Annotated in this window: 24 protein-coding genes; 14 read left to right on the forward strand and 10 right to left on the reverse strand. The window is 70.9% G+C overall.

Translation table 11 applies throughout. From position 1 onward, the window contains the following. The first annotated feature begins 41 nt into the window (after positions 1 to 41). On the forward strand, positions 42 to 302 hold the full coding sequence (locus tag AAHF99_RS18460; RefSeq protein ID WP_342165958.1) for a CopG family ribbon-helix-helix protein: 261 nt from the start codon (positions 42 to 44) through the stop codon (positions 300 to 302). A gap of 233 nt (positions 303 to 535) precedes the next feature. Here AAHF99_RS18460 and AAHF99_RS18465 read toward each other — a convergent pair whose 3' ends face one another. Then, on the reverse strand, positions 536 to 1,777 hold the full coding sequence (locus AAHF99_RS18465) for an ABC transporter substrate-binding protein (protein ID WP_342165959.1): 1,242 nt from the start codon (positions 1,775 to 1,777) through the stop codon (positions 536 to 538). A gap of 256 nt (positions 1,778 to 2,033) precedes the next feature. Between AAHF99_RS18465 and cpaB the strand changes: the two genes are divergently transcribed. The 7 genes from cpaB to AAHF99_RS18500 all read left to right on the forward strand — a co-directional run bounded on the left by cpaB (position 2,034) and on the right by AAHF99_RS18500 (position 9,973). Then, the gene (cpaB, locus tag AAHF99_RS18470; protein ID WP_243951904.1) at positions 2,034 to 2,846 is read left to right on the forward strand and encodes a Flp pilus assembly protein CpaB; all 813 of its coding nucleotides are present in this window, start codon (positions 2,034 to 2,036) and stop codon (positions 2,844 to 2,846) included. A gap of 35 nt (positions 2,847 to 2,881) precedes the next feature. Further along, positions 2,882 to 4,423 carry a type II and III secretion system protein family protein gene (locus tag AAHF99_RS18475; RefSeq protein WP_342165960.1) on the forward strand — a complete coding sequence of 514 codons (1,542 nt, stop codon included), beginning with the start codon at positions 2,882 to 2,884 and terminating at the stop codon, positions 4,421 to 4,423. 33 nt (positions 4,424 to 4,456) lie between these two features. Then, a complete protein-coding gene (locus AAHF99_RS18480) occupies positions 4,457 to 5,212 on the forward strand; it encodes a CpaD family pilus assembly protein (protein WP_342165961.1) in 756 nt (251 codons plus the stop codon). A gap of 67 nt (positions 5,213 to 5,279) precedes the next feature. Beyond that, on the forward strand, positions 5,280 to 6,533 hold the full coding sequence (locus AAHF99_RS18485; RefSeq protein ID WP_243951901.1) for an AAA family ATPase: 1,254 nt from the start codon (positions 5,280 to 5,282) through the stop codon (positions 6,531 to 6,533). An 18-nt stretch (positions 6,534 to 6,551) separates the two neighbouring features. After that, positions 6,552 to 7,988, forward strand: a complete 1,437-nt coding sequence (locus AAHF99_RS18490; protein ID WP_342165962.1) for a CpaF family protein — start codon at positions 6,552 to 6,554, stop codon at positions 7,986 to 7,988. A 4-nt stretch (positions 7,989 to 7,992) separates the two neighbouring features. After that, a complete protein-coding gene (locus tag AAHF99_RS18495; RefSeq protein WP_342165963.1) occupies positions 7,993 to 8,994 on the forward strand; it encodes a type II secretion system F family protein in 1,002 nt (333 codons plus the stop codon). 10 nt (positions 8,995 to 9,004) lie between these two features. After that, a complete protein-coding gene (locus tag AAHF99_RS18500) occupies positions 9,005 to 9,973 on the forward strand; it encodes a type II secretion system F family protein (protein WP_243951898.1) in 969 nt (322 codons plus the stop codon). A gap of 13 nt (positions 9,974 to 9,986) precedes the next feature. On the opposite strand, the gene sorB is transcribed toward AAHF99_RS18500, so the two are convergent. From sorB to AAHF99_RS18515, 3 genes are read right to left on the reverse strand one after another with little or no spacing between them, the layout of a single operon-like run. Continuing rightward, positions 9,987 to 10,301 carry a SorB family sulfite dehydrogenase c-type cytochrome subunit gene (gene sorB / locus AAHF99_RS18505; RefSeq protein ID WP_342165964.1) on the reverse strand — a complete coding sequence of 105 codons (315 nt, stop codon included), beginning with the start codon at positions 10,299 to 10,301 and terminating at the stop codon, positions 9,987 to 9,989. Next, on the reverse strand, positions 10,301 to 11,497 hold the full coding sequence (gene sorA / locus AAHF99_RS18510) for a SorA family sulfite dehydrogenase catalytic subunit (protein WP_342165965.1): 1,197 nt from the start codon (positions 11,495 to 11,497) through the stop codon (positions 10,301 to 10,303). Before sorA ends, sorB begins: the two co-directional genes overlap by 1 nt. Positions 11,498 to 11,517: 20 nt before the next feature. Beyond that, on the reverse strand, positions 11,518 to 12,888 hold the full coding sequence (locus AAHF99_RS18515; protein ID WP_342165966.1) for an MFS transporter: 1,371 nt from the start codon (positions 12,886 to 12,888) through the stop codon (positions 11,518 to 11,520). Positions 12,889 to 13,239: 351 nt separating this feature from the next. Here AAHF99_RS18515 and AAHF99_RS18520 point away from each other — a divergent pair, with 351 nt between their 5' ends. The 5 genes from AAHF99_RS18520 to AAHF99_RS18540 all read left to right on the forward strand — a co-directional run bounded on the left by AAHF99_RS18520 (position 13,240) and on the right by AAHF99_RS18540 (position 17,660). Continuing rightward, on the forward strand, positions 13,240 to 14,004 hold the full coding sequence (locus tag AAHF99_RS18520) for a GntR family transcriptional regulator (protein WP_342165967.1): 765 nt from the start codon (positions 13,240 to 13,242) through the stop codon (positions 14,002 to 14,004). Between the two features lie 76 nt (positions 14,005 to 14,080). Beyond that, positions 14,081 to 14,368 (forward strand): UxaA family hydrolase, encoded by a 288-nt coding sequence (locus tag AAHF99_RS18525; RefSeq protein WP_342165968.1) that lies wholly within the window; start codon positions 14,081 to 14,083, stop codon positions 14,366 to 14,368. Positions 14,369 to 14,375: 7 nt separating this feature from the next. After that, on the forward strand, positions 14,376 to 15,653 hold the full coding sequence (locus AAHF99_RS18530; protein ID WP_342165969.1) for a UxaA family hydrolase: 1,278 nt from the start codon (positions 14,376 to 14,378) through the stop codon (positions 15,651 to 15,653). 62 nt (positions 15,654 to 15,715) lie between these two features. Continuing rightward, positions 15,716 to 16,708 carry an Ldh family oxidoreductase gene (locus tag AAHF99_RS18535; protein ID WP_342165970.1) on the forward strand — a complete coding sequence of 331 codons (993 nt, stop codon included), beginning with the start codon at positions 15,716 to 15,718 and terminating at the stop codon, positions 16,706 to 16,708. A gap of 19 nt (positions 16,709 to 16,727) precedes the next feature. Beyond that, positions 16,728 to 17,660 (forward strand): hydroxyacid dehydrogenase, encoded by a 933-nt coding sequence (locus AAHF99_RS18540; RefSeq protein ID WP_342165971.1) that lies wholly within the window; start codon positions 16,728 to 16,730, stop codon positions 17,658 to 17,660. A gap of 3 nt (positions 17,661 to 17,663) precedes the next feature. Here the strand turns inward: AAHF99_RS18540 and AAHF99_RS18545 are convergent, their stop codons facing one another. From AAHF99_RS18545 to AAHF99_RS18560, 4 genes are all read right to left on the reverse strand, one after another. Then, positions 17,664 to 17,966, reverse strand: a complete 303-nt coding sequence (locus AAHF99_RS18545) for a type II toxin-antitoxin system RelE/ParE family toxin (RefSeq protein ID WP_342165972.1) — start codon at positions 17,964 to 17,966, stop codon at positions 17,664 to 17,666. Next, positions 17,959 to 18,228, reverse strand: coding sequence for a type II toxin-antitoxin system ParD family antitoxin (locus tag AAHF99_RS18550; protein WP_342165973.1), 270 nt, complete (start codon positions 18,226 to 18,228; stop codon positions 17,959 to 17,961). The genes AAHF99_RS18545 and AAHF99_RS18550 overlap by 8 nt, the downstream gene beginning before the upstream one ends. A 78-nt stretch (positions 18,229 to 18,306) precedes the next feature. Then, entirely contained in the window at positions 18,307 to 21,444 is a 3,138-nt protein-coding gene (locus AAHF99_RS18555; RefSeq protein WP_342165974.1) for an efflux RND transporter permease subunit, read from the reverse strand. Further along, the gene (locus AAHF99_RS18560) at positions 21,437 to 22,528 is read right to left on the reverse strand and encodes an efflux RND transporter periplasmic adaptor subunit (protein WP_342165975.1); all 1,092 of its coding nucleotides are present in this window, start codon (positions 22,526 to 22,528) and stop codon (positions 21,437 to 21,439) included. Before AAHF99_RS18560 ends, AAHF99_RS18555 begins: the two co-directional genes overlap by 8 nt. Positions 22,529 to 22,700: 172 nt before the next feature. On the opposite strand from AAHF99_RS18560, the gene AAHF99_RS18565 reads away from it, so the two are divergent. Next, positions 22,701 to 23,705: an SDR family oxidoreductase gene (locus AAHF99_RS18565; RefSeq protein WP_342165976.1), complete on the forward strand. Its 1,005-nt coding sequence runs from the start codon at positions 22,701 to 22,703 to the stop codon at positions 23,703 to 23,705. 6 nt (positions 23,706 to 23,711) lie between these two features. Here the strand turns inward: AAHF99_RS18565 and AAHF99_RS18570 are convergent, their stop codons facing one another. Continuing rightward, entirely contained in the window at positions 23,712 to 24,038 is a 327-nt protein-coding gene (locus AAHF99_RS18570; RefSeq protein ID WP_342165977.1) for an NIPSNAP family protein, read from the reverse strand. Between the two features lie 78 nt (positions 24,039 to 24,116). Then, complete coding sequence (locus tag AAHF99_RS18575; protein WP_342165978.1) at positions 24,117 to 26,492, reverse strand: bifunctional diguanylate cyclase/phosphodiesterase; 2,376 nt, start codon at positions 26,490 to 26,492, stop codon at positions 24,117 to 24,119. Positions 26,493 to 26,551 lie beyond the last annotated feature (59 nt).

The following is a 26,551-nucleotide window of genomic DNA, read 5'->3' on the forward strand; positions in this document are numbered from 1 at the left end:
GCTATCCTCGGTATTACCTTTCGATACCGAGGAGCGAGTCGATGCCCGCCACGCGCCCCGTCGCCGTGAAGCTGGACGTCGAGGTCCATGCGCGGGTGCGTGAGCTCGCCAAGGCTCAAAACCGTTCCGCGCATTACTTGATGCGCGAGGCCATCACCGAATACGTCGCCCGCGAGGAAAAGCGCGAGGCCTTCCGGCAGGAGGCCGTTGCCGCCTGGGCGACTTATGAGGCGACAGGGTTGCACCTGACCGACCGCGAAGCCGATGCCTGGATGGCGCGGCTCGAGGGCGGGTATTCGTAGCAGGCCCTCTCCGGCCGCGGCGCATCCCTGGATTGCTTCACTGCGTTCGCAATGACGGCAAGGGCTTCATACGATCTCCGCGTCATCACTTCGGTCCGGCACTTTCGCCGCCCCCCCCAACTGCGTCATTGCGAGGCGAAGCCGAAGCAATCCAGGGCGCGACGCGTCCGGACGATTCAGTGCCGACTGGATTGCTTCGCGTGGCTCGCAATGACGCCGGGGGTTCAAGCCCCTTACTTCCCCGCCACCAGCAGGCAGCCGCTCTCGGCCTCGGTGGCGTAGGCCTCTTTGCCGGGGATGGTGGAGACCAACTTGTAGAGATCCCACTCGCCCTTCGAATCGGCGGGCTTCTTGATCTCGAACAGGTACATGTCGTGCACCATCAGGCCCGTCTGCTGGACGTGGCCGTTATGGGTGAACACGTCGTCCACCGGCAGGGCCTTCAGCTTGGCGTTGACCGCGTCGGTCTCGTCCGTGCCCGCCGCCTTCACGGCCTTGAGGTAGGACAGCACCGCCGAATAGGTGCCGGTCTGGATCATGTTCGGCATCCGGCCGGTGCGCTTCATGAATCGCTGGCCAAAGGCGCGGGTCTCGTCGTTGAGGTCCCAGTACCAGCCCTCGGTGAGGGTCAGGCCCTGCGCCGCCTTGATGCCGAGCCCGTGGACCTCGGACAAGGTGAAGAGCAGCGCCGCGAGCTTCTGGCCGCCATCGGTGATGCCGTATTCCGCCGCCTGCTTGATCGAGTTCGAGGTGTCGAGCCCGGCATTGGCGAGCCCGATCACCTGCGCCTTCGACCCCTGGGCCTGGAGCAGGAACGAGGAGAAGTCCTGGCCCGACAGCGGATGGCGCACCGAGCCCACCACCGAGCCGCCATTGGCCTTCACGACCGCCGAGGTGTCGTTCTCCAGCGCCGTGCCGAAGGCGTAGTCGGCGGTGAGGAAGAACCACGTCTTGCCCCCCGCCCGCGTCAGGGCTCCGCCCGTGCCGACGGCCAGCGCATGGGTGTCGTAGGCCCAGTGGTAGCCGTAGGGCGTGCAGGCCTTGCCGGTGAGGTCGCTGGAGGCCGCGCCCGTCGTGATGGTGATCTTCTTCTTCTCCTTCGACAGGCCCTGCACCGCGAGCGCCACCGAGGAGGTCGTGAGCTCCATGATCGCGTCGACGCCGTCGCGGTCGTACCATTGGCGCGCGATGCCCGAGGCGATGTCGGGCTTGTTCTGGTGGTCGGCCGAGACGATCTCGATCGGCACGCCGCCGACCTTGCCGCCCATGTCCTCGACGGCCATCTTCGCCGCCTCGACGGAGCCGGTGCCGCCGAACTCGGCGTAGAGGCCGGACTGATCGTTGAGGATGCCGATCTTCACCGCGTTGCCCGAATAGGCCCCCTGCGCCGGGGCCTGTGCCGCGGCGGGGCCCGAACCGAGCACCGAACCCGCGAGGGCGGCCGCGAGCGCCGCGCCGCCGATACCCTTGACCATGCGTTTCATCCCGTCGTGCTGGTATCCCCGGCCTCTGACGGGCCGAGTCGGGCGCGAGCCTAGGACAAGCGCCGGAGCCGCGCCACGGCGGCGAGCACGGGGACGTGACGGTTCCCGCCTCCTTTCGCACGGCGAGACAGGGCCGGCGGCGCATCGGTCAGCAACACTTAACCATGTTTACACCAATCGAGCGCAACTTCCGGTCATGTCCGCCGATCCGGCGCTCCGCTGACCCCCAGGCCCGACCGGAAGCCCGATGAAACCCGCCCGCCTCGCCGTCCTCGGCATCGCCCTCCTCGCGGGCAGCGGGGCGGCCTACCTCATGGGGGGCAGCCCGCCGCCCCCGCCGCCCCCGCCGGAGAAGGTCGTGCAGGCGCCCCCGCCGCCCACGACCGACGTGCTGGTCGCCGCCGCCGACGAGGCGATGGGGCAGGTGCTCCAGGCCGCCGACCTGCGCTGGCAGCCCTGGCCCGAATCGGCCGTCTCCCCCGGCTTCGTGACCCGCAAGGACAAGCCCGACGCCCTGGAGACGACGGTGGGGGCCACCGTGCGCTCCCCCTTCCTCGCCGGCGAGCCGATCCGCGCGCAGAAGCTCGTGCGGCCCGAGAGCGGCTTCATGGCCGCGATCCTGCCGGCCGGCATGCGGGCGGTGGCCATCGTCACCGACAGCCGGGGCACCAACTCGGCCGGCGGCTTCATCCTGCCGAACGACCGGGTCGACGTGATCCGCACCTTCCGCGACGACGCCGCCTCGAAGAATGCGGGGTCGGACGTGCAGGTCTCCCAGACGATCCTGCGCGACATCCGGGTGCTGGCCGTGGGCCAGCTCATCCAGGAAAAGAACGGCACCAACGTCGTCACGGGCGAGACCGCGACGCTGGCCCTCACGCCGCCCCAGGCCGAGACGGTGACGCTGGCCCAGAAGATCGGGTCGCTCTCCCTGGCCCTGCGCAGCCTCGCCGATGCCGGCCACACGGCCGAAGCCGAAACGCCGGTCGCCGAGGCGGCCGGTCCCGAACAGGGGCTGACCGTGGTGCGCTTCGGCATCACCCGGCAGCACACGCCGTGAGCGCCATGACGGTTCGCGACAGGAAGGCTCGCGCCATGATCACCCGCCCCGCCGCCCCGCGCCGCCTCGGCGCGCTGGCGCTCGCCGCCCTGACCGCCCTGCCGGGTCCGGCCACGGCCCAGTTGCGCGGCTCGCAGGAGCGCGGCTCCCTCGGGCCGGCGCCGGTCGTCACCGTGGGCGTGGCGGAGGCCAACACCAGCCGGAGGGTCGAGTTGACCGCCGGCCGCTCGGTCATCGTCGACCTGCCGCGCGACGCCAAGGAAGTGTTCGTGGCCAACCCGGCCGTGGCGAACGCCGTGGTGCGTTCGACCCGCAAGGTGTTCGTGATCGGCATGGCCGACGGCGCCACCACCATCTTCATCATGGATGCGGAGGGGCGCCAGATCGCCGCCCTCGACGTCACCGTCGCCCGCGACCTCAACCTCAGCACCCTGCGCGACCTGCTGCAGCAGAGCATCCCCGGCGGGCGGTTCGACGTGCGCTCCTCCGGCGCCTCGGTGCTGCTCTCCGGCTCGGTGAACTCCTCGGCCGAGGCGCAGCAGGCCATCGACATCTCCAACGCCTTCGTCGGCCTCGGTGCCGGCGGGGCGACGGGGGGCGGCTCCACGGGCGGCGTCGCCTCCGGCGCGCGCGGCGCGGTGATCAACAACCTCACGATCCGCAACAAGGATCAGGTGATGCTGCGCGTCACCGTGATGGAGGTCTCGCGCAACGTCATCAAGCAGTTCGGCGTGAACCTGAACGGCAACTGGTCGGCCATCAACCCGCTCGGGAACATCGCCGATCCGTCCCTTACCGGCTTCAGCAACCCCACCGCCTTCCCGATCAGCGGCGGCAGCACCGGCAGCGGCCAGTTCCAGGCCTCGGCCCGGGGGGCGGGTTTCTCCCTCACCGCCACCGTGAAGGCCCTGGAGCAGGCCGGCGTCTCGCGCATCCTCGCCGAGCCGACCCTCACCGCGATCTCCGGCGAGGCGGCGAAGTTCCTGGCGGGCGGCGAGTTCCCGGTGCCGTCCTCGGCGGCCTGCACCACCGGCGTCTGCACGCCGGGCATCGAGTTCAAGCAATACGGCGTCGCGCTGTCCTTCACCCCGGTCGTGCTGGCGGACAACCGCATCTCGATCCGCGTCGCCACCGACGTGACCGAGATCGACCCGCAGCAAAGCTTCAACTTCCCGATCGGCTCCGCCTCGGTCGCCGTGCCGGGCACGCGGGTCCGCCGCTCGGAGACGACGGTGGAACTGCCCTCGGGCGGCGTGATGATGACCGCCGGCCTGATCCAGCAGGTCAACAAGCAGGCCCTCACCGGCCTGCCGGGCCTGATCAACCTGCCGATCCTCGGCGCCCTGTTCCGCTCCCGCGACTACCAGCGCCAGGAGACGGAGCTGATGATCATGGTCACCCCCTACATCGCCAAGCCGGTGGAGCCGCGCCAGGCCAGCCGGCCGGACGACAACTTCGTCGACACGGCCGACACCCAGGCCGTGCTGCTCGGCCAGTTCAACCGCCTCTACGGCAAGGCCGGCGCCCCGGCGCTGGCCCCCACCTATCGCGGCCGCGTCGGCTTCATCGTCGAGTAGCCCTCACACGCGGCCGGAGAGCCGAGGACCGAGATGACCGGACGCACGACGCCCGCCCCCTCGCAGACGCCGTCCAGGCTGCGGCTGCACCTCGCCTGTGTCTGCGCCCTCGCGGCCCTGGCCGGCGCCTGCAAGGCCGAGCCCCCCGTGACGGGGGCGATCGGCACCTCCGATTACCGTGCCCGGCACCCGATCGTGCTGGCGGACGGCACCCGCAGCCTCGACGTGTTCCCCACCGGCCCCGGCCATCTCGATCCCCGCCAGGGGGACGACGTGGACGCCTTCATGCTCGAATACCGCCGCTACGGGCGGGGCGGGATGCTGATGGAGGTGCCGCGCGGGCTGCCACCGGTGCGGGCCGTGGCCACCGAGCGCACGGCGGGCCTCATCGTGCAGCGGGCGGGCCAGGACGGCGTGGCCCGGCGCGACATCGTCGCCAACCCTTACGCGGTGGCCGCGCCCGAACTCGCGGCACCGATCCGCCTCAGCTTCCAGCGGATGCAGGCCAAGGTGGCCGATGCCTGCGGGACCTGGCCGCAGGATCTCGGCGGCAGCAACTTCGCCTTCGACAACAGCAACCGCCCGGTCTGGAACCTCGGCTGCTCGACGCAGTCCATGGTGGCCGCCCAGGTCGCCGACCCGATCGACCTCGTCCGCGGGCGTCCGGAGGGCCGAATCGACTCGGTCAAGCGCATCCGCGACGTCGGGCAACTGCGCGAAGGCAAGGATCCGTCAACCCAGTGGCGTCAGGATGGCCAGACATCCGTGAAGGCTCAGGTCGGCAACTGATGTGTCACGCCGGGGACCGAGCGGCCCCCGGCGCCGAAAACCGCGTTTCAACCCCGAGAGTCCCGTGATGGCGGAGCAGAGCGAGACGGCCGATCGCGTGATCGCCCCGGTGCCCCGGATCACGATCCAGGCCTTCTGCGAATTGACCGAGACGGCGGCCATGATCGAGGCCGCCGCCGAGGACCGGCGCCTGCAGCGGGCGCGGGTGAAGGTCCGCATGGGCGGCGGCGCGGCCGCCATCGAGGCGTTCCGCCACGCCCCGACGCCGAACGTCATCGTCATCGAGGTGCAAGGCGCCCGCTCGAAGCCGCTGGAATGCCTCGACGCCCTCGCCGAGGTCTGCGACGAGGGCACCCGCGTCGTGGTGATCGGCCACCTGAACGACGTGACGCTCTACCGCCAGCTCCTCCAGCGCGGCGTCTCCGACTACCTGATGGCCCCGGTCGAGCCCCTGGGGCTGATCGCCGCCATCTCCGAGATGTTCACCGCCGCCGGGGTGAAGCCGATCGGGCGCACCATCTCGGTCTTCGGCGTGCGCGGCGGCATCGGCGCCTCGACCGTGGCGCACAACCTCGCGTGGTCCATCGCCCGCGGCCAGGGCGTGCCGACGGTGATCGCCGACCTCGACATCGCCTTCGGCACCGCCTCGCTGAACTTCAACCAGGACCCGCCGCAGGGCATCGCGGAGGCGGTGTTCGCCCCCGAGCGCCTGGACGCCGCCCTGGTGGAGCGCCTGCTCTCGAAGTGCAGCGACAACCTCAGCCTGCTCTCGGCGCCCGCGAGCCTCGACCGGACCATCGACCTGTCGGAGCCCGCCTTCGACACGCTGATCGAGCACCTGCGGGCCAACGTGCCCTGCCTCGTCCTCGATGTGCCGCACCAGTGGAACGCCTGGACGAAGCGGGTCCTCGCGGCCTCGGACGAGATCCTCGTCGTCGCCGGCCCCGATCTCGCCAGCCTGCGCAACGCCAAGAACCTGATGGGCGCCCTGAAGCACGGCCGCCCCAACGACGCGCCCCCGCGCATCCTGCTCAACGGCAGCGGCATGGCCAAGCGGCCGGAGATCGCGGCGGCCGAGTTCGCCAAGGCCCTCGACGTGCCGCTGGCGGCGACCATTCCCTTCGATCCGGCCCTGTTCGGCACCGCCGCCAACAACGGCCAGATGATTGCCGAGGTGCAGCCCGGTTCCAAGGTGGCCGAGCTGTTCAACGACCTCGCCGCCACCGCCATCGGCCGGGTCGAGACGCGACGCAAGGGCGGGGGCGCCAGCCTGCTCGAGCCGCTGCTCGCCAAGCTCGCCGCCCGCCGCAAGGCTTCGTGATGCGGGTCCGCAACGATCATGTTCGGTAGACGGCAATCCGGTTCGACCGCCGCGCCTCCCCCCGTCGTCCAGGCGCGGGCGATGCAGCAGCCCTCTCCCGCGCCGACCCTCGCGCGCGAGGCGCCCCCACCCGCGCGCCAGGCGCCGGTGGTGGTGGAGGCCGCGCGCTCGGACGAATATTACCGCACCAAGAGCCTGATCTTCGGCGCCCTCATCGAGGCGATCGACCTGACGCAGCTCGCCCATCTCGACGCCGAGACGGCGCGAGAGGAAATCCGCGACATCGTCACGGAGATCATCGGGCTCAAGAACATCGTCCTGTCGATCTCCGAGCAGGAGGAACTGCTCGACGACATCTGCAACGACGTGCTGGGCTACGGCCCGCTCGAACCGCTGCTCGCCCGCGACGACATCGCCGACATCATGGTCAACGGCGCCGGGCGGACGTTCATCGAGGTCTCCGGCAAGATCCAGCTCACCAGCGTGCGGTTCCGCGACAACCAGCAGCTGATGAACATCTGCCAGCGCATCGTGAGCCAGGTGGGCCGGCGCGTGGACGACGCCTCGCCGATCTGCGACGCGCGCCTACCCGACGGATCCCGCGTCAACGTCATCGCCCCGCCGCTGGCCATCGACGGCCCGGCCCTCACGATCCGTAAGTTCAAGAAGGACAAGCTGACCCTCGACCAGCTCGTCCGCTTCGGCGCCATCTCCCCCGAGGGGGCGGAGGTGCTGAAGATCATCGGCCAGTCGCGCTGCAATGTCGTCATCTCCGGCGGCACCGGCTCCGGCAAGACGACGCTCCTGAACTGCCTGACCGCCTTCATCGAGCACGACGAGCGTGTCATCACCTGCGAGGACGCGGCGGAGCTTCAGCTCCAGCAGCCGCACGTGGTGCGCCTGGAAACCCGCCCCCCCAACATGGAGGGCCAGGGTCAGGTCACGATGCGCGACCTCGTGAAGAACTGCCTGCGTATGCGCCCCGAGCGGATCATCGTCGGCGAGGTGCGCGGCCCGGAGGCGTTCGACCTCCTGCAGGCCATGAACACCGGCCACGACGGCTCGATGGGCACGCTGCACGCTAACAGCCCGCGCGAGTGCCTGTCGCGTATCGAATCGATGATCTCCATGGGCGGGTTCACCCTGCCCTCGAAGACGCTGCGCGAGATGATCTGCGGCTCGATCGACGTGATCATCCAGGCGACCCGCCTGCGCGACGGCTCGCGCCGCATCACCCACATCACCGAGGTGCTGGGGATGGAGGGCGAGGTCATCACCACGCAGGACATCTTCCTCTACGACATCCTCGGCGAGGACGCGAACAGCAAGATCATCGGCCGCCACCGGGCGACCGGCGTGGGCCGCCCGCGCTTCTGGGAGCGCGCCCGCTATTACGGGCTGGAAGGCCGCCTGGGCGCGGCCCTCGACGCGGCCGAAGTCGTCGAAGGGGCGTGAGGCCATGCCCGACCTCTGGCCCGATCTCGACGCGCTCCTGCCCGGCCTGCCCGTCGCCGCGGGCCTCATGGGCGTCGCCGTCGCGCTGATCACCTATGCCGGCATCGTCGCCCTGATGCCGGGCGAGCGCCGGGCGACCAAGCGCCTGAAGTCCATCGCCGTGACCAACGTCGCCGCGACCGGACGGGGCGGCGGCGTGAACCGGCGCGATCAGGTCGCCAAGACGCTGAGCGAGATCGAGGCCAAGGCCAAGGGCGCGGCCAAGGTCACGCTGGAACTGAAGATCGCCCGCGCCGGCCTCGACTGGACCAAGAAGACCTACTGGACCTTCGCCGGCATCGCCGGCTTCGTCTCGGCGTTCTTCCTGTTCCTCCTCACCGATAGCGTGTTCGCCGCCCTCGGCGGCGCCTTCTTCGGCGCCTGCGGCCTGCCGCCCTTCCTGCTGCGCTGGCTGCGCCTGCGCCGGGTGGCGAAGTTCAACAAGGAACTGCCCAACGCCGTCGACGTGGTGGTGCGCGGCATCAAGACCGGCATCCCCGTGGGCGATTGCTTCCGCATGGTCTCCCGCGAGGCGGAAGAGCCCCTGCGCGGCGAGTTCCGCACCATCGTGGAGACGCAGGCGCTCGGCCTGTCCCTCGGCGAGGCCGTGGCCCGGCTGCACGAGCGGGTGCCCACCGCCGAGGTGAACTTCTTCTCGATCGTCATCAACATCCAGCAGCAATCGGGCGGCAACCTCTCCGAGGCGCTGAACAACCTCTCGCGGGTGCTGCGCGACCGCGCCAAGATGCGCGGCAAGATCCAGGCGATGAGCATGGAGGCCAAGGCCTCCGCCTCGATCATCGCCGCCCTGCCCTTCGGCGTGGCGGGCATCACCACCCTCACCAGCCCCGACTACATCTCGCTGCTCTGGACCACCGACGCGGGCAAGATCGCCCTGGTGGGCTCGGCGATCTGGATGAGCCTCGGCATCTTGGTCATCAAGAAGATGATCGCCTTCGAGATCTGACGGGGACGGGATGGTCGAGGAGATCGCCGCAAAGCTGTTCGACGCCCGCTTCGTGGGCACGGCGCTGGCCGCCCTCGCGGCGGCGGCGACCGCCTTCGCCGTGGCGCAGCCCTTCCTCGAACCCGACAAGCTCGGCAAGCGGATGAAGCTCGTGAGTGACGAGCGCGAGATCATCCGGCGGCGCGAGCGCGAGAAGCTGACCACCAAGGGCAGCCTGCGCACCGAGCCCAAGGCGTACATGAAGGAGGTCGTGGACCGGTACAATCTGCGCCGCTGGCTCGGCACGGACACCGCCAAGCGCAAGCTGCTGATGGCGGGCTACCGGGGCCAGGGCGCCGAGACCGCCTTCCTGTTCTTCCGCCTCGTGGCGCCGGTCGCCGCGTTCATCGCGGCGGTCTTCTACCTGTTCATCCTGGAGGCGTTCGACGTCTCCTATCTGATGCGCGTCGCCATGACGATCGGCGCCGCCTTCCTCGGCATCAAGGCGCCGGAACTGTTCCTCGTGAACGCCGCCAAGAAGCGCCAGACCGAGATCCGCAAGGCGTGGCCCGATGCCCTCGACCTGACGCTGATCTGCGTCGAATCCGGCATGGCCATCGAGAACGCCTTCCGCAAGGTGAGCACCGAGATCGCGGTGTCGTCCGTGGTGCTGGCGGAGGAATTGGCGGTGATGGTGGCCGAGATGTCGTTCCTGCCGGACCGGCGCATGGCCTACGAGAACCTCGTGATGCGCACCGCCCTGGATCCGGTGAAGGCGGTGGCGACCGCCCTGAGCCAGGCCGAGCGCTACGGCACGCCGGTCGGGCAAGCCCTGCGGGTGCTCAGCCAGGAGAGCCGCGACCTGCGGATGATCGAGGCCGAGAAGAAGGCCGCCGCGCTGCCGCCGAAGCTCACCGTGCCGATGATCCTGTTCTTCCTGCCGGTGCTGTTCGTGGTGATCATCACCCCGGCGGTGATCCAGATCATGCGCACCCAGTGAGGGCGCGCCGCCCTCAATAGGTGGCGGCGAGGTAGGCGGCGATGGCCTTGGCGTCCGCCTCGCCGACGGGGGCGTGGTAGACCTTGACCATCTTGGTCACTTCGGAGTTCCAGAACCCCGCCCCCTTCTTCGGCGGCTGCATGGCGATGTAGTCCACCGAGTGGCAGACCATGCAATTGCCCTGCGCCGCCTCGAAGCCCGGCTGGTGCGCGGGGTCGGCGGGCGCCCGCAGTTGCGCCGTGGGTTCGGGCAGGGCGTAATCCTGCGGCGCGGCGGCGAGCGGGCCGCCCAGCGCGAGCAGGAGCGCGACGGATCCGGTCAGTCTCATCAGGCCGCCCTCACCCGGGTCGTCTCGACCACGTTGCGCATGTACCCGGCCGGGTTCCAGCGCGGTTCCATCGGCTGCGTGCCGCCGTCGTTGCCCGTCGCCCGCACCCGCAGGACATGCGCGCCGGGGGCCAGCGCGACCTCGCTCGTCCAGGTGCGGAAGGCGTAGCGGCCGAGATCCTGGCCCAGCGTCGCCCCCGTCCAGCTCTTGCCGTCGTCGGTGGAGACCTCGACCGCGCGGATCCCCGAGCCGCCGTCGAAGGCGATGCCGCGCAGGGGCAGCTTATCGGCCTTCACCTCCTGCCCGTCCGTCAGGTTCGTCACGAAGGAGCGGACGTTGAACCGGCCGATCGGCACCGTCTTGTCCGCCGCCTTGCCGGGCTCGGTGCAGGCGCACTCGTTGTCCGGAATGCGGTAGGCGCTCTTCATCCAGAAGCCCTCGAAGGGCTTGTCGAGGACGCTCACCGCGTTGAGATGCTTGACCCAGTAGGTGCCGTAGTAGCCCGGCACCACGAGGCGTAGGGGGAAGCCGTTGAGCCAGGGCAGGTCCTCCCCGTTCATGCCCCAGGCCAGCATCACCTCGCCGTCGCGCGCGTGGTCGAGGGTGAGCGCCTTGGCGAAATCGGGCGTCTCCGGCAGGACCGGCCCGTCGAGGCCTTCGAAGGCGACCTGCACCGCCCCGCCCTTCACGCCGGCCTTGTCGAGCACCGCCTTCAGCGGCACCCCGGTGAAGCGAGCGCAGCCCATGGCGCCGTTGGCCAATTGCCCGCCGGCCATGCGCGGTTCGAAGAAGCCGCGCGAATTGCCCGAACACTGGTTGACCGCGACCACCTCCGCCCCTGGCATCCCCTTGAGGTCGGCGAGCGAGAGGGAGAGCGGGCGCTCGACATGGCCCGTCACGGCGAGGCGGAAGGCGTCCGCGTCGATGCGGGTCGGGATGTCGGCGAGGTGGTAGCGCACGAAGAACGCGTCGTTCGGGGTGATCGCCCCGTGGTCGAAGACCGAGAACGGCGTCTCCAGCTGCGGCGGACGCGCCGTCATCTGCAGGAGCGGGCGCTTGCCGGGAAAGGCGACCAGCGGGCGCTCGCCGTTGCCGAAGGGCAGCATCACCTCCTCGGCGTGCAGGGCGCGGGCCGAGAGGCCCACCCCGCCGAGCCCGATGGCCATGCCTCTCAGGAGGTCCCGCCTGTCGATCATCGCCCGCTCCCTCCTGCCGCTCATGTGGGCGCCCCGCAGGCGACCTTGCCCCCGGCGCCGGCCTGCCCGTCCCCGGTCTCGGCGAATTCGTCGAGGCGGCGATTCCGCGTCTCGGGGGTGAGGGCCAGGGCCGCCACGGCGATGACGGCGTAGATGCCGTAGACGACAGGAATATAAAACCAATTCCCCGCCACGTCCTGCCCGATGAGCCCGGCGAGCAGCGGCGGCGCAATGCCGCCGCCGAGGATCGCCGACAGGCTGTAGGAGATGCCCGCGCCGGAATAGCGGTACTTGGTCGGGAAGCTCTCCGAGGTCAGGATCGGCGCGAGCCCGTGCAGGATGCCGACGCCGGTCAGGGTGATGACGAATTGCAGGCCGAGCACCAGCCAGACCTGCTGGTGCAGGATGGCGAGCGCGTAGGGCACGGACAGCACGGCCGTGAGGATCACCGCGATGTAGCCGAGCTTCTTCCGGGTCATGAAATCCGCGGCCGGGCCGCTGATCACCACGCCGAGGACGTCGCCGATCCGCGCGATGAAGATGATCACCGCCGTCGTCGCCAGCGGGATGCCCGCCGACTTCATGAACGAGATGGCGTAGGTGCCGCTGACGTAGCCGTCCATCTGCTGGAAGGCGCAGAACAGGGCGAGGAGGAGGATCGGCCGCCAGTGCTTCCGCGTGACGTCGAGGCTCGGCATCTTGGACAATTCGTCCTTGGCCTTCAGCTGCTCGAAGAGCGGCGAATCCGCGAGCTTGAACCGGGCGAGCAGGCCGGGCACCACCACGACCACCGAGAGCAGCATCGCGATGCGCCAGCCGCCGGTCGAGAAGCTGTCGGCCAGGATGTAGAGCACGGCGCTCGCCGCCATCGCCCCGCCGGGGATGCCGAGATTGGCCAGCGACACCCAGAAGGCCCGGTGCTTGCGCGTGGCGCCGAACTCCGCGAGCAGCGAGGCCGCCCCGCCGAACTCGCCGCCGAGGCCGATCCCCTGCACGATGCGCAGGGTGACGAGCAGGATCGGCGCGGCGATGCCGATCGTCTCGTAGCCCGGCAGCAGGCCGACCATGAAGGTCGTGGCGCCGACGATCAGGATGTTGATGAGGAACGAGGTCTTCCGGCCGGCGCGGTCCCCGAAATGGCCGAACAGGTAGGCCCCGAGGAGGCGGGCCGGGAAGCCGGCGCCGAAGGTCAGGTAGGAGAAGATCAGCGCCCAGGTCGGCGAGATGTTCGGGAAGAAGGTGTGCGGGAAGGCGCTCGCCGCCGCATAGCCGAAGATGAAGAAGTCGTAGAACTCGACCAGCACGCCCGATGTCGCCGAGAAGGCGAGGAGCGAGATGGTCTTGCGATCCGTCGTCTTGGGACTCGGTGGTGCGGGCTGGCGCGTGGTCATGACTCGACATCTCCGGGCTGGCGGTCTCGGCCGCGAGGAGCCCCGGCCCCACCCGTCCTTGCCGGGAGGGGCCGGAGGCGCATGTCGGAAGGCCCCGCTGCGGCGGGGCGCGTGTCAGCGATGGCGGTGTCTGGAATGACGGCGCGTGCGCATGGGACGGGTGGCCCCGCCGGTGCCGGCTTCTCGCCTCATCGCTCCCTCCCAGGAACGCTTGTGATAGAACCGGCTTGGCCGGTTCGCCTGCCCCCTTCGCGAGGGTCTGCCACTAAGCTGGTCGGAAGGTCTTATATAAGATATCTGACGCAGTCAAGGCAGAGACCCGCCGCCCTTACGACGCTCCCCGAGCCCGCGATGAACGACCACCCCGCCGCGACCTTCAAGCCGGAGCTGAGGCCGCTCTACGTCCAGATCCAGGGCCTCATCACGAAGCGGATCGCGGACGGAGCCTGGAAGCCCGGTGACCTCCTGCCGACGGAGCACGAGCTCGCCGCCGAGTATGGGGTGAGCCAGGGCACGGTGCGCAAGGCGCTGATCGCGCTGGAGGGCGAGAAGCTGATCGTGCGGCGCCAGGGGGTCGGCACCTATGTCGCCCGGCACGCGCGGGACACGGTGCTGTTCCGGTTCTTCCGCATCGTCACCCCGGAGGGCGCACGGCTCTCCCCCAAGAGCCGGCTGATCGCGCAGGCGACCCGCCCCGCGACGGCGGAGGAGGCGCGGCAATTGTCCCTCACCGAGGGCGCGCCCCTGCACGCCGTCACGCGGGTGCGGACGCTCAAGGATGCCCCCGCGATCTACGAGTTCGTGGTCGTGCCGGTCGCCATCATCCCCGTCCTCGATCTGCCGACGACGGAGGAGATGAGCGAGGAGATGTACGTGATCTACCAGGAGCGCCACGGCATCCTGATCACCCGCGTGCAGGAACGGCTTCAGGCCATCGCCGCCGGCCCGGAGGAGGCGCAGGCGCTGGGCGTGCCGGATGGATCGCCCCTGTTGGAGATCGTCCGCGTCGCCTTCGACGTGAGCGGGCGCCCCGTGGAACTGCGCATCAGCCGCTGCGACACCCGCGAGAACCGCTACTCGGCCGACATCGTCGACACGGACGGCGCCAGCGCCTGAGACCGCACCGCCGCCCTTGACCGCCCATTCTTAGGTCTTATACAAGACAGGCGGACCAAGCAGCGGGAGATACGCAATGGGAGTTCCCCAACTCCTCGTCCACGACCCCAAGGATTCGGTGGGCGTCGTCGTGGTCGAGAACCTCAATGCCGGGACGGACATGCTGTGCGTGGTCACGCACGACAATTCGGACTTCCGGCTGACGGCGAAGCAGGAGATCCCCATCGGTCACAAGGTGGCCCTGCAGGACATCCGCTCCGGGGACACGGTGTGGAAGTACGGCCAGGACATCGGCAAGGCCGTGGCCGACATCGCCAAGGGCGAGCACGTCCACACCCACAATCTCAAGACGAAGCGTTGGTGAGGGTCCCATGAGCTTGCAGGCCGCCTTCGAGCATTCCATGCCCGCCGCCTATGCCGGTGGGGCCCCCGACCAGTTCACCACCCAGGCGCTGCCGACGAAGCGCGCCTCGGACGATCATGCCGGCGCCACCTTCATGGGCTGGCGGCGGGAGAACGGGCGGGTCGGCGTGCGCAACCACGTCGTCCTCCTGCCCCTCGACGACCTGTCGAACGCCTCCTGCGAGGCGGTGGCCAACAATGTGAAGGGCACGATGGCCCTGCCGCACGCCTATGGGCGGCTGCAGTTCGGCGAGGATCTGGAGATCCACTTCCGCACCCTCATCGGCATCGGCTCGAACCCGAACGTCGCCGCCGTGGTGGTGATCGGCATCGAGGACGGCTGGACGTCCCGCGTGGTCGAGGGCATCGCCAAGACCGGCAAGCCGGTGGTGGGCTTCGGCATCGAGGGCCACGGCGACATCGCCACCATCGCCAAGGCGAGCTACGCCGCCAAGCGCCTCCTGCAATGGGCGAGCGAGTTGCCCAAGGAGGAATGCCCGATCACCGACCTGTGGGTCTCGACCAAGTGCGGCGAGTCCGACACCACGACGGGCCTCGCCTCCTGCCCGACGGTGGGCAACATGTACGACAAGCTGATCCCCCACGGGATCTACGGCGTGTTCGGCGAGACCTCCGAGATCACCGGCGCCGAGCATCTGTGCCGCGAGCGGGCCGCCAGCCCGGAAATCGCTGAGAAGTGGTACGCGATGTGGAAAGCGTACCAGGAAGATGTGATCGAGGCGCACAAGACCGACGACCTGTCGGATTCGCAGCCGACCAAGGGGAACATCGCGGGCGGCCTGACCACGATCGAGGAGAAGGCGCTCGGCAACCTCGAGAAGATCGGCCGCGAGTGCCGATACATCGACGCCCTTCAGCCGGCGGAAGCCCCGGCCAAGGGTCCGGGCCTCTACTACATGGACACGTCCTCGGCGGCGGCCGAATGCGTGACCCTGATGGCGGCGGCGGGCTACGTGATCCACACCTTCCCGACCGGCCAGGGCAACGTAATCGGCAATCCGATCGTGCCGGTGATCAAGATCAGCGGCAACCCGAAGACGCTGCGCACGATGGGCGAGCACATCGACGTGGACGTGACCGGCGTGCTGCGCCGGGACATGACGCTCGATGCGGCGGGCGACGCGCTGATCGACATGGTGGTGCGCACGGCCAACGGCCGGCTCACGGCGGCCGAATCCCTCGGCCACCGGGAGTTCGTGATGACGAAGCTCTACCGGAGCGCGTGATCCCATCGCCCCTCTCCCCGCCAGCGGGGAGAGGGGGAGGACACTCCAACCCCCGGAGCGCCATGGCCGACATCCTCACGATCCCGGACGCCGAGACGTTGGTGACGGACGCCCTCGTCCGGGCGAACACCGCGCCGGGCAATGCCCGGCACGTCGCCTCCGCCCTGGTGCGGGCCGAGGCGGACGGCTTGAAGGGCCACGGGCTCTCGCGGGTGCCGAGCTACGCGGCGCAGGCCAAGGCCGGCAAGGTCGACGGCCACGCGACCCCCACCCTCGACCGTCCCCGCCCGGCGGTGGCGGCCATCGATGCGGCGAGCGGCTTCGCCTATCCGGCCCTGGCGCTCGCCCTCGATGCCCTGCCCGGCATGGCCCGCGAGAGCGGCCTCGCCGCCGCCGCCATCCGCCGCTCGCACCATTGCGGCGCGGCGGGGCTGTTCGTGGAGGATCTGGCCAGCCGAGGCCTCGTCGCCCTGCTCTTCGCCAACACCCCGGCGGCCATTGCCCCCTGGAACGGCAAGCGCGCCGTGTTCGGCACCAACCCCATCGCCTTCGCCTGCCCCCTGCCGGGGCGTGAGCCGGTGGTGGTCGATCTCTCCCTGTCGAAGGTGGCGCGGGGCAACATCGTCTCGGCCAAGCAGCGCGGCGAGCCGATCCCCGAGGGCTGGGCCGTCGATGCGGAGGGCCGTCCGACCACCGACGCCACGGCCGCGCTCGCGGGCACCATGCTGCCGCTCGGCGACGCCAAGGGCACGGCGCTCGCCCTGATGGTGGAGTTGCTGGCCGCCGGCCTGACGGGCGCGACCTTCGCGGCCGACGCCTCCTCCTTCCTCGACGACAAGGGCGGCCCGCCCGGCACCGGCCAGCTCATCCTAGCCTTCGATCCGGACGCCTTCGGGGACGGCGCCCTGGATCGCTTCGCCGGGCTCGCCGCGGTCATCGAGGACCAGCCCGGCGCGCGCCTGCCCGGCCAGCGCCGGCTCGGGCTCCGCCGGAAGGCCGCGCGCGATGGGCTCGCGGTGGACGCCAAGCTCCTGGCCGAGATCGCCGCGATCTGACCCATCCAAGGAACAGAAGATGCCGGACATCGTCATCACCGAGTTCATGGACGAGGACGCGATCCGCGAATCCCTGTCGGGCTTCGACGTGGCCTACGATCCGACCCTGGTGGACCGCCCCGACGATCTGCGCGCCGCCCTGTCCGGGGCGCGGGCGCTCATCGTCCGCAACCGGACGAAGGTGAACGCGGCGCTGCTGGCCGCCGGCCCGGCCTTGCGCGTCGTCGGACGCCTCGGCGTCGGCCTCGACAACATCGACCAACCGGCCTGCCAGGCGCGGGCCATCACGGTGATCCCGGCGACGGGGGCGAACGACGTCTCGGTGGCCGAATACGTCGTCGCCACGGCGATGCTGCTGCTGCGCGGGGCCTACGGCGCGACGGCCGACGTCGCCGCCGGGACATGGCCGCGCGGGCGGCTGATGGGCCGGGAGATCGCCGGCAAGCGCCTCGGCCTCGTCGGCTTCGGCTCCATCGCCCGCGAGACGGCCCAGCGCGCCGCCGCCCTCGGGATGCGGGTGAGCGCGCACGACCCCTTCCTGCCGGCCGACCACCCCGCCTGGGCGCAGCCCGGCGGCCACGTCGCCAGCCTGTCCCTGCACGACCTCGTGGCGGGGGCGGACGTGCTCTCGCTACACGTGCCCCTGACGGACGCGACGCGGGGCCTCATCGATGCGCGGATGACCGCGCGGATGCCGACGGGCGCGATCCTGATCAACGCGGCGCGCGGCGGCGTCGTGGACGAGGCCGCCGTGGCGCAGGCCCTGCGGGACGGCCACCTCGGCGGCGCGGCCCTCGACGTGTTCGACGCCGAACCCCTCTCGGCCGAGGCCGGGGCGGTGTTCGCAGACTGCCCGAACCTGATCCTCACGCCCCACATCGCGGGGGTGACGGTGGAATCGAACGTGCGCGTCTCGCGGATGATCGCCAAGGCCGTGGCGGGGGCGCTGTAGGCGTCACCCCTCCTCCCGCAGTGTGAGGCGCCTCACGCTGCGGCGGTGAACGATGGCCAGGATCAGAACGCCGTCGCCCACGCTCTCGTACAGGATGACGTGGGAGGCATGCTCGTGCCGGTGCACGCCCGGCCTAATCACGTCGGCCCTTCGGCCCATGCCGGGATTGTCGGCGAGGAGTTCGAACGCGTGCTCAAGTCCGGCGGCATAGGCTTCCGCTTGGCGGGCGCCGAACTGCCGGTAGCCGTGAACGGCGATGTCGAACAGGTCCGCCTCCGCTCGCTTGGTGAGGCGGTAGTCACACATCCGGCGGCGGGTCGCCCTGCACATGCGTCCTGGCGCGCGCGAGGATGTCGCGGACCTTGCGCGGGCTCGGTCCGCTCGCCCGCGACTCGTCCACGATCCTGCGAAGATCCTCGAGGGTCAGCTCGGGCTTGGCCCGCCGCTCCCGGTCGCGGCGCACCAGATCTCGGACATAGTCGCTCGTGCTGGCGTATTCGCCCTGTTTGATCTGAGCCTCGATCCAGTCCTTCATCGGATCGGGGAGGGAGATAGTCATCGTCGCCATGGCGCCCCTCGGCAGCGGCTGACGCTCATCGCGATAAGCGTTTTTCACACATGTTCTTATCACGAAAGCCGAGGCGCTTTAAGCCGCCTCGCGCCACTCCTCCCCCCGCCGGAAGCGGGCGAAGCGCAGGGCGAGGATCGGCAGGATCAGGAGGTTCAGCACCGTCGAGGTGACGAGGCCGCCGAGGATCACGGCGGCCATCGGGCCTTCGATCTCGCGGCCGGGCTCGCCCGCGCCGAGCGCCAGCGGCAGCAGGCCGAGGCCGGTGACGAGGGAGGTCATCAGGATCGGCACCATCCGGTCGGCGGCGCCCTCGAAGGCCGTGGCCCGGTCCCAGGGGCGGCCCTCGCGGGCGACCATCTGCTCGTAATGGGCGATCATCATCACGCTGTTCCGCAGCGAGATGCCCGACAGGGTGACGAAGCCGACGATGGAGCCGAGCGAGAGCGTGCCCCCCGTCAGCAGCACCGCCGCGACGCCGCCGACGAAGGCGAAGGGGAGGTTCGCGAGCACCAGGGCGAGGTTCGCCCCCGAGCCGGTGACGATGGCGAGCAGCACCACGATGCCGAACCCGGCCAAGGCCGTGTGGAACAGGAGGTCGCGCCGCGCCCGCGCCTGCGCCTCGGCGGCGCCCGCGAAGGTGATGTAGACGCCCGCCGGCAGGCGCACCTCCTTGGCGATCTTGCGCTTGGCCGCCGCGACGAAGCCCGCGATGTCCCGCCCGACGACGTTGGCCGTCACCGCCTGCACCCGCTGCGCGCCCTGGTGCTGCACCTGATAGCGGCCGGTGCTCTCGTAGACGTCGGCCACCTGCGACAGCCGAAGGTAGCGCCCGCCCGGCGTGCGAAGGGGCAGGTCGCCGATGGTGCTCAGGCGCTCCCGCGCATGAGCCTCGAGCAGGACGATCACGTTGAACACCGCGTTGCCCCGGTAGGTCTGGCCCACAATGTCGCCCTGGTAGGCGGTGCGCACCGCTTCCAGCACGTCGATGGCATCGAGCCCCCAATGGCGCAGATCGACCTGCCGCAGGGCGGCCGTGACCTGCGGCAGGCCGGCGGGGGCGGCCTGCTGCACGTCCCGCGCCCCCCGGACCTCGGCGAGTTCCCGTGCGACCGCGCGAGCGGCGGCCTCGATCCGGTCGAGGTCGTTGCCGACCACGTTGACGACGACCGGCGCGGTGAAGCCGGAAATGACCTCCTCGATCCGCTCCGTGAGGAAGGATTTCAGCGAGAAGGCCGGGCCGGGAAAGCCCGCGATCAGGTCGCGGATCCGCCCCTCGATCCCGCGCTGGGCCGCCCCGCCGAGGCCGGGTTCGAGGTCGATGTGGATCTCGCTGTAATGCGGCCCGGCGGTGTCCTCGCCGGCCTCGGCCCGGCCGATCTGCGAGGCCACCGCGCGCACGCCGGGGATGGCCTTCAGCTCGGCGGTGATGAGGGTGCCGAGCCGCTGCGATTCGCTCAGCGAGGTGCCGGGCGCGGCCACCATGTGGAGGATCAGGTGCCCCTCCCGCAGGTCGGGCAGGAAGGACAGGCCGAGGCCGGGCGCCAGCGCCGCCCCGGCGAGCGCGGAGACGATCCCGAAGGCGACGACCGTCCGCGGCGCGCGGCCGGCGCGTCGGAGGAGCGCGAGGTAGAACCGGCGGCTCCAGCGCACGGCGGGCGGCTCCGTCGCCGGCCCGGCGCGCCCGGTCCTGCCGCCGAGGAGGACGAGCGACAGCGCGGGCGTCACCGTCAGGGCGACGAGGAGCGAGGCGACGACGGCCGCGACATAGGCCAGCGCCAGCGGCCCGAACAGCCGTCCGGCGACGCCGGTGAGCGCCAGGACCGGCAGGAACATCAGCAGCACGGCCAGCGTCGCGTAGGCGACGGAGCTGCGCACCTCCAGGATGGCGTCGCGCACCAGCCGTGCCCGCTGCCCGAGGGTGGCGCGCCCGGCCTCACGCAGGCGGCGGGTGACGTTCTCGACGCCGATCACCGCGTCGTCCACCACCTCGCCGATGGCGAGCGCGAGGCCCCCGAGCGTCATGGTGTTGAGGCTTTCGCCCCAGGCTTGCAGCACCAGGGCCGCCGCGACGAGGGAGAGCGGAATCGCCGCCGCGCTGATGAGCGCCGTGCGCCAATCCCCCAGGAAGACGAGGAGCACGATCACCACCAGCCCGCCGCCGAGGCCCAAGGCGAACAGCACGTTGCCGGTGGCGACGCCGACGAAGTCGGCCGGGCGGAACAGGTCGGGGCGCAGGGACACGCCCTCGCGGTCGAGGGCCGGGCGCAACTCGTCGAGGGCGGCTTCGAGCCGGGCGGTGACGGCGAGGGTGTCGACGCCGACCTGCGCGCCGACCATCATCAGCACACCGGGCTTGCCGTCGACCAGGGCGGCGCTGATCGCGGGCTCCGGCGCGGCGGTGACGGTGGCGACGTCGGCCAGGATCACGCTGGCCCCGCCCTCGTTGGCGAGCACCGTGCGGCCCAGCGCCTCCGGGGTGAGGGCCTGCCCCTCGGTGCGCAGCACCACGCGTTGGTTCGGGGTGTCCACGAAGCCCGCCCCGCGCACGCCGGTCGCCTTGCGGGCGGCGGCGAGGACGTCGTTGAGGCCGATCTGGTGGCGGATCAGGTCGTCGGGGCGCACCTGCACCTGGAGGGAGCGCACCGCGCCGCCATAGACCGAGACCTGGGCGATGCCCGGCACCGCCTGGAGGCGCGGGCGCACGGTCCAATCGGCGAGGGTGCGCAGCTCCATGGCGTCCCGCCGCGCGGAGGTGAGGCCGACGAGGAGCACCGTGAGGGTCGAGGAGGTGAGCGGCGTCATCGACGGCGCCGAGACGCCCTGCGGCAGGCGCCCCGGCAGGGCGGCGATGCGCTCGTTCACCCGCTGGCGCAGCTGATCGACGCCGCTGCCCGCCCGGAAGGTCGCCGTGACCACCGACAGGCCCTGGATCGAGGAGGAGCGCAGGGTCTCCAGCCCCGGAAGGCCGGCGACGGCGCCCTCCACGATCTGCGTCACCAGCACCTCGACCTGCTCCGGGTCGAGGCCCGGCGCCTCGGTCTGGATCGTGGCCGTGGGCGGCGTGAATTCGGGGAACACGTCGTAGCGCGCCCCCGCCAGGGCGGAGAGCCCGAAGACGAGGAGGGCGCAGGCCAGCGCCAGCACTACGCGGGGCAGCCGCACCGACGCGCCGACCAGGGCCGCCTGGAGGCCGGAGGGCGTCTCGTCAGTCATCGTCGTCGCCGACGACGCGGATGCGGCTCCTCAACTCCTCCGACAGGAGCGCCTGCGCGCCGGAGAGGACGATCTCGCTGCCGTCGGGCAGATCCTCCACGACGAAGCTGTCGGCCGACATCGGTGCGTCGGGCCGCACGGGGTGGCGGACATAGGAATCGTCCCCAAGGCCGCGATAGACCCAGGTGCCGCCCTCGGCGTGGACCACCGCGTCCTCCGGGACGAGCACCCCCGTCGCGGCCTTGCCGGTGGGCAGGAAGGCCATGACGCTCATGCCGGGCAGGAGCCCGCTGTCGCCGGAGACGAGATAATAGAAGCTCTGTCCCTGGATCCTGGGATCCGTGCGCGTCGCGGGGGAGACGAGGCGTAGGCTCACCCGCACGCTCTGCGGCGGCACCTCCGCGAAGGCGGCCTCCGGCGGCTTCGCCACGGTTTCCCCCGGCGGCAACGTCACCTGCATCAGTAGGTCATCGCGCTCGATGAGCCGCGTCACCAGGGCGCCGCGCTCGATGATCGCCTTGCCGATCACCGCGCCCCATTCCTGCCGGGCGGTGGCGGCGAGCGTGCGCACCTGCGATTCCGCCGCCGTGACCGCCGCCTGCTCGGTGAGCGCCGTGCCCTCGGCGGTCTCGATCTGCGCCGTGGCGACCGCCGCCGCGCCGAGGCTCCGGAGCCGGCGGGCGGCGCTCACCGAGACCTCGGCGCGGGCCTTGGCGGTCTGGAGGGCGGCCACCGCCCCGGCGTAGCTGTTCGTGAGTTCGGTGACGCGGGCGAGGTCGAGGAGGCTGCCGTAGCCGGTGGCCTCGCGCGGATGCGGCTCCGCCGGCAGGACCTTCGTGACGATGCCGACCCGCGCCCGCTCGGCGGCGGTGAGGCGGACGATTGTGCGCCCATCCTCGACGGCGGTGCGCGGCGCGGGCAGCCGGGCAGCGGGGGCCGGCGTCCGGCCGGGCAGGAGGGCGTCCAGGGACTCGCGCCACCCGGCGAGGGCGGCGGTGGCGCCCAGCCGCGTCATGGCGAAGGCGCCCCCCGCGACGACGGCGAGCAGCGTTCCGGTGAGCAGGACCGTGCGCGCTTGGCCCAACGCCAATCCCCTTCCCACCGATTGCCGAATCGTCCCGATTCCCAGCCGATACACGAAAACGGCGGCGCTGGCCTACCCGGCCCCGTACGGAGGATCGGGAAACTTGAGCGCAGTCTCGGGGGTAGCCAACCTGAGCGGCCTCCGGGCCGCGTCAGTTTCGGGACCACCGGCCATGCAGCACAAACCCCTCGCGGACCAGACGATCGTCGTGACCGGCGCCTCGTCCGGGATCGGGCTGGCCACGGCGCGGCGGGCCGCCGCCCAGGGCGCGCGGGTCGTGCTGGCGGCCCGCAGCGGCGCGGCCCTCGACCGGATCGCCGCCGACATCGTCCGGGAGGGCGGGCAGGCTGTGGCCGTCGGCGCCGATGTCGGCGAGCGGGAGCAGGTCGAGGAGATCGCCGCCAAGGCGGTGGCCGAATTCGGCGGCGTCGACACCTGGGTCAACGTCGCGGGGCTGACGATCTACGGCCCCCTCGGGGTGGTCAGCCAGGAGGATCACGAGCGCCTGATGCGCACGAACTTCTGGGGCACCGTCCACGGCTCGCTGGTGGCGGTCGGGCTGATGAAGACGCGTGGCGGGGCGCTGATCAATGTCGGCTCCATCGCCTCGGACCTCGCCTTCCCCTTCCAGGGGATGTACTCGGCCTCGAAACACGCGGTGAAGGGCTTCACCGACGCCCTGCGCATGGAATTGCGCCTCGACGACGCGCCGATCTCGGTGACGCTGGTCAAGCCCGCCTCCATCGACACCCCCCTCCCCCGCCGGGCGCGCAACTACCTCGACAAGGAGCCGATGCTGCCGCCGCCGGTCTACTCGGCGGACGAGGTGGCGCGGGCGATCCTGCACGCCGCCGTGCGCCCGCAGCGGGACATCGTGGTCGGCGGGGCGGGCAAGATGTTCATCGCCGGTAAGGAGTTCGCGCCGGGGGCCTACGATCACCTCGCCGGGCAGATCGCTGCCCTGCAAAAGCGCACCATGGCGCCACGCCGCCCGGCCGGGGCGCTGCACGCGCCGCAGCTCGACGACACCGGTCATGTCCACGGCGACCAGCCCTTCCCGGTGCTGCGCCGGAGCGCCTACACGCGGGCGAGCCTGCACCCGCTCGCCACGGCCTCGGCGGTGGTCGGCCTCGGCCTCGCCGCCGCGACCCTGCTCCGGTCGGCGCGGCGCTCCTGACGCGCGTCAGCGCAGGGCCGAGAAATCCGTCGGGGCGAGGAAGGTGTTCTCGATCCGCGCCACGATGGGCTTGTCCTTCTCGGTCTCGGCGCGCTTGGCGATCCATTCGGGATCGGCCTGGAAGGCGTTCCACTTCTGCTCGCGATCGGCGAGGCTGTCCCACTTCAGGAAGTAGGTCAGGGCGTGGTTGTCCGGCCCGACCAGGGTGGTGAAGAAGCCGACCTGCTCGATCCCGTACTTCTCGAAGAAGCCCATCGTGATGGTGCGGAACCGGTCGAGGAGGGCGGGAAGCCGGGTCGGGGCGCAGTAATAGACGCGCATTTCGACGATCATCGCTCGGTCCTTCGCGAGGGAGGCGGAAGAACCCGGGCGTAGGCGCCGGCCGCGCCCGCGTCAATTTCCCGAAAGCCCTCACGCGGCGAGGGGGCTGTCCTGCGGCGGATGGGTGAGGTGGGCGAAGGTCGCGATCCGGCTGGGGCGGCCCATCAGGAAGCCCTGCACCGCCGAGCAATTCTCGCCCATGAGGAAGTTCAGCTCCTCCACCGTCTCGACGCCCTCCGCGAGGACCGGCATCCCGAGGCCCCGGCCGAGGCCGAGCACCGAGCGGACGATGGCCGCCGTCTGTTCGTTGGAATCGACGGTGCGGATGAACGAGCCGTCGATCTTGATCTTGTCGAACGGGTAGGCGCGCAGGTTCGAGAGCGACGAGTAGCCGGTGCCGAAATCGTCCATGGCGATGCGCACGCCGAGGGCCTTCAGCTGGCGCAGCGTGAGCTGGGCGCGGGCGGGCTCGCGGATCAGGGCCGTCTCCGTCACCTCGATCTCCAGGCGCTCGGGGGCGAGGCCGGTCTCGCGCAGGACCTCCTCCACCAGGGGCACGAGGTTCGGCGCGTGGATCTGCACCCCCGACACGTTCACCGCCACGGTGAGCGGGCTGGTCCAGCCCGCCGCCTCGCGGCACGCCTCGCGCAGCACCCATTCGCCGATGGGCAGGATCAGGCCGCTCTCCTCCGCGATGGGGATGAAGACCGCCGGCGAGACCGAGCCACGCACGGGATGCTGCCAACGGAGCAGCACCTCGAACCCGATCACCCGGCCCGAGGCGACGTCGCTCTGCGGCTGGAAAACGAGGTGCATCTCGTCCCGCGCCACCGCATGGCGCATGTCGTGCTCCAAATGCCGCCGGTCGCGCACCTGCGCGCCCATCGTCGCCTCGTAGAAGCGGTAGGTGTCCCGCCCCTCCGATTTCGCCCGGTAGAGGGCGGTGTCGGCGTAGCTCAGGAGCAGCGCGCGCTCGTCGGCGTTGTCCGGGTAGATCGCGATGCCGAGGCTGGTGCCAGCGGACGGCCCGACCATGTCGCGGTTCTCCGCGCGCAGGGCATCGAGCACCGTCTCCGCGAGGCGGCCCGCCGCAACGGCGTGGTCGCAGGGCATGAGGATCGCGAACTCGTCGCCGCCGAGGCGGGCCATCAATTGGTTCTCGGTCAGGAGCCCGGTGATCGTGCGGGCCACGGTGACGAGGAGCGCGTCCCCCGCCGCGTGGCCGAACAGGTCGTTGACCTCCTTGAAGCGGTCGAGGTCGAGGCACAGCACCGCGAGCTTGCCGCCGGTCGCCGCCGCGAGCTTCATCTCCCGGTCCAGGCGCAGGTTGAAGCTCGCCCGGTTGGCGAGCCCGGTGAGCGCGTCGTGATGGGCGAGGAACTGGATCTGCCCCTCGGCCTTGCGCCGGGCGCGCAGGTCGCGCACCGCGACGGCGAAATGGGGCTCGTTGCCGTAGGTGACGGGGCGGACGATGAGTTCCACGGGGATCGTCTCGCCCCCGGCGCCGCTCAGCTCGGCCTCGATGGGCTGCTCCGGCTGCCCGGTCAGGACGAGCTGCGCCCCAGCCCCCGGCAGGAAGCGCGCCAGGGGCACGCCGCCGAGATCCGAGGCGGGCAGCCCGACGAGGGCGCCGAAACTGTCGTTGCCGTTCACGATGGTCGTGCCCCGGCAGACCAGAAGCCCCTCGACGGCGGCGTTGGCGAGGCTGTTCAGCCGCTCCCGCGCCAGGATCGCCTGCCGGCGCTCACGCAGGTCGAGCAGCAGCGCCGCGCCAGCCATGAGGAGGATTGCGACGCTCGCGAGCGCCACGCCGACTCCGAGCCAGCGGGCCGGCAGGGCGCTGTCGGTGATGGCGACCGACGGATCGGGCACGATGGTGATCGCGCCCATGGCGGTGAAATGGTGGCTGCAGATCGCCGCCAGGAGCAGGACCGTGCCGACGACCTGCCCGGCCTTCCCCTCGCGCCCGAGCCCCACCTGAAGCGCGGCCGCGCCGAGCACCCCGCCGAGGATCAGCGAGACGGCGACGAGGGTGTGGTCCCATCGGAGGTGGCCCGGCACCTCGAAGGCCGCCATGCCGGTGTAGTGCATCGCCGCGATGCCGCCGCCGAGGACCAGTCCGCCGAGCACCGGCGCCGCCGGCAACCGCCGCGACAGCGCCACCGCCAGCCCGGCCCCGGTGAGGGCGATGGCGTAGGCGAGGGACAGGATCGTCAGCCGGGTCGCGTAGCCCGTCGGCAGGCTCGGCTCGAAGGCGAGCATGGCGATGAAGTGGGTCGCCCAGATCCCCGAGCCGCCCGCCACCGCCGCCACGGCGATCCACGCCCCCTGCCAGGGCCTCTGGCTCCGTCGGGCATGGTGAAGCAGGGCGACGCAGGCGGCCGAGGCCAGCGTGCAGATGAGAGCGGCGAGCGCAACCAACCAGAGGTCGTGCTCGCCGAAGAAACATCCCAACACGGTGAGCATCAGGCAACCGAAGGTAGATTTGTCGTTGCCCCTTACGTTACCTGCCTGACCTTAACTTC

Source organism: Methylobacterium litchii, assembly GCF_038442315.1.
GTDB classification, from domain to species: domain Bacteria; phylum Pseudomonadota; class Alphaproteobacteria; order Rhizobiales; family Beijerinckiaceae; genus Methylobacterium; species Methylobacterium litchii.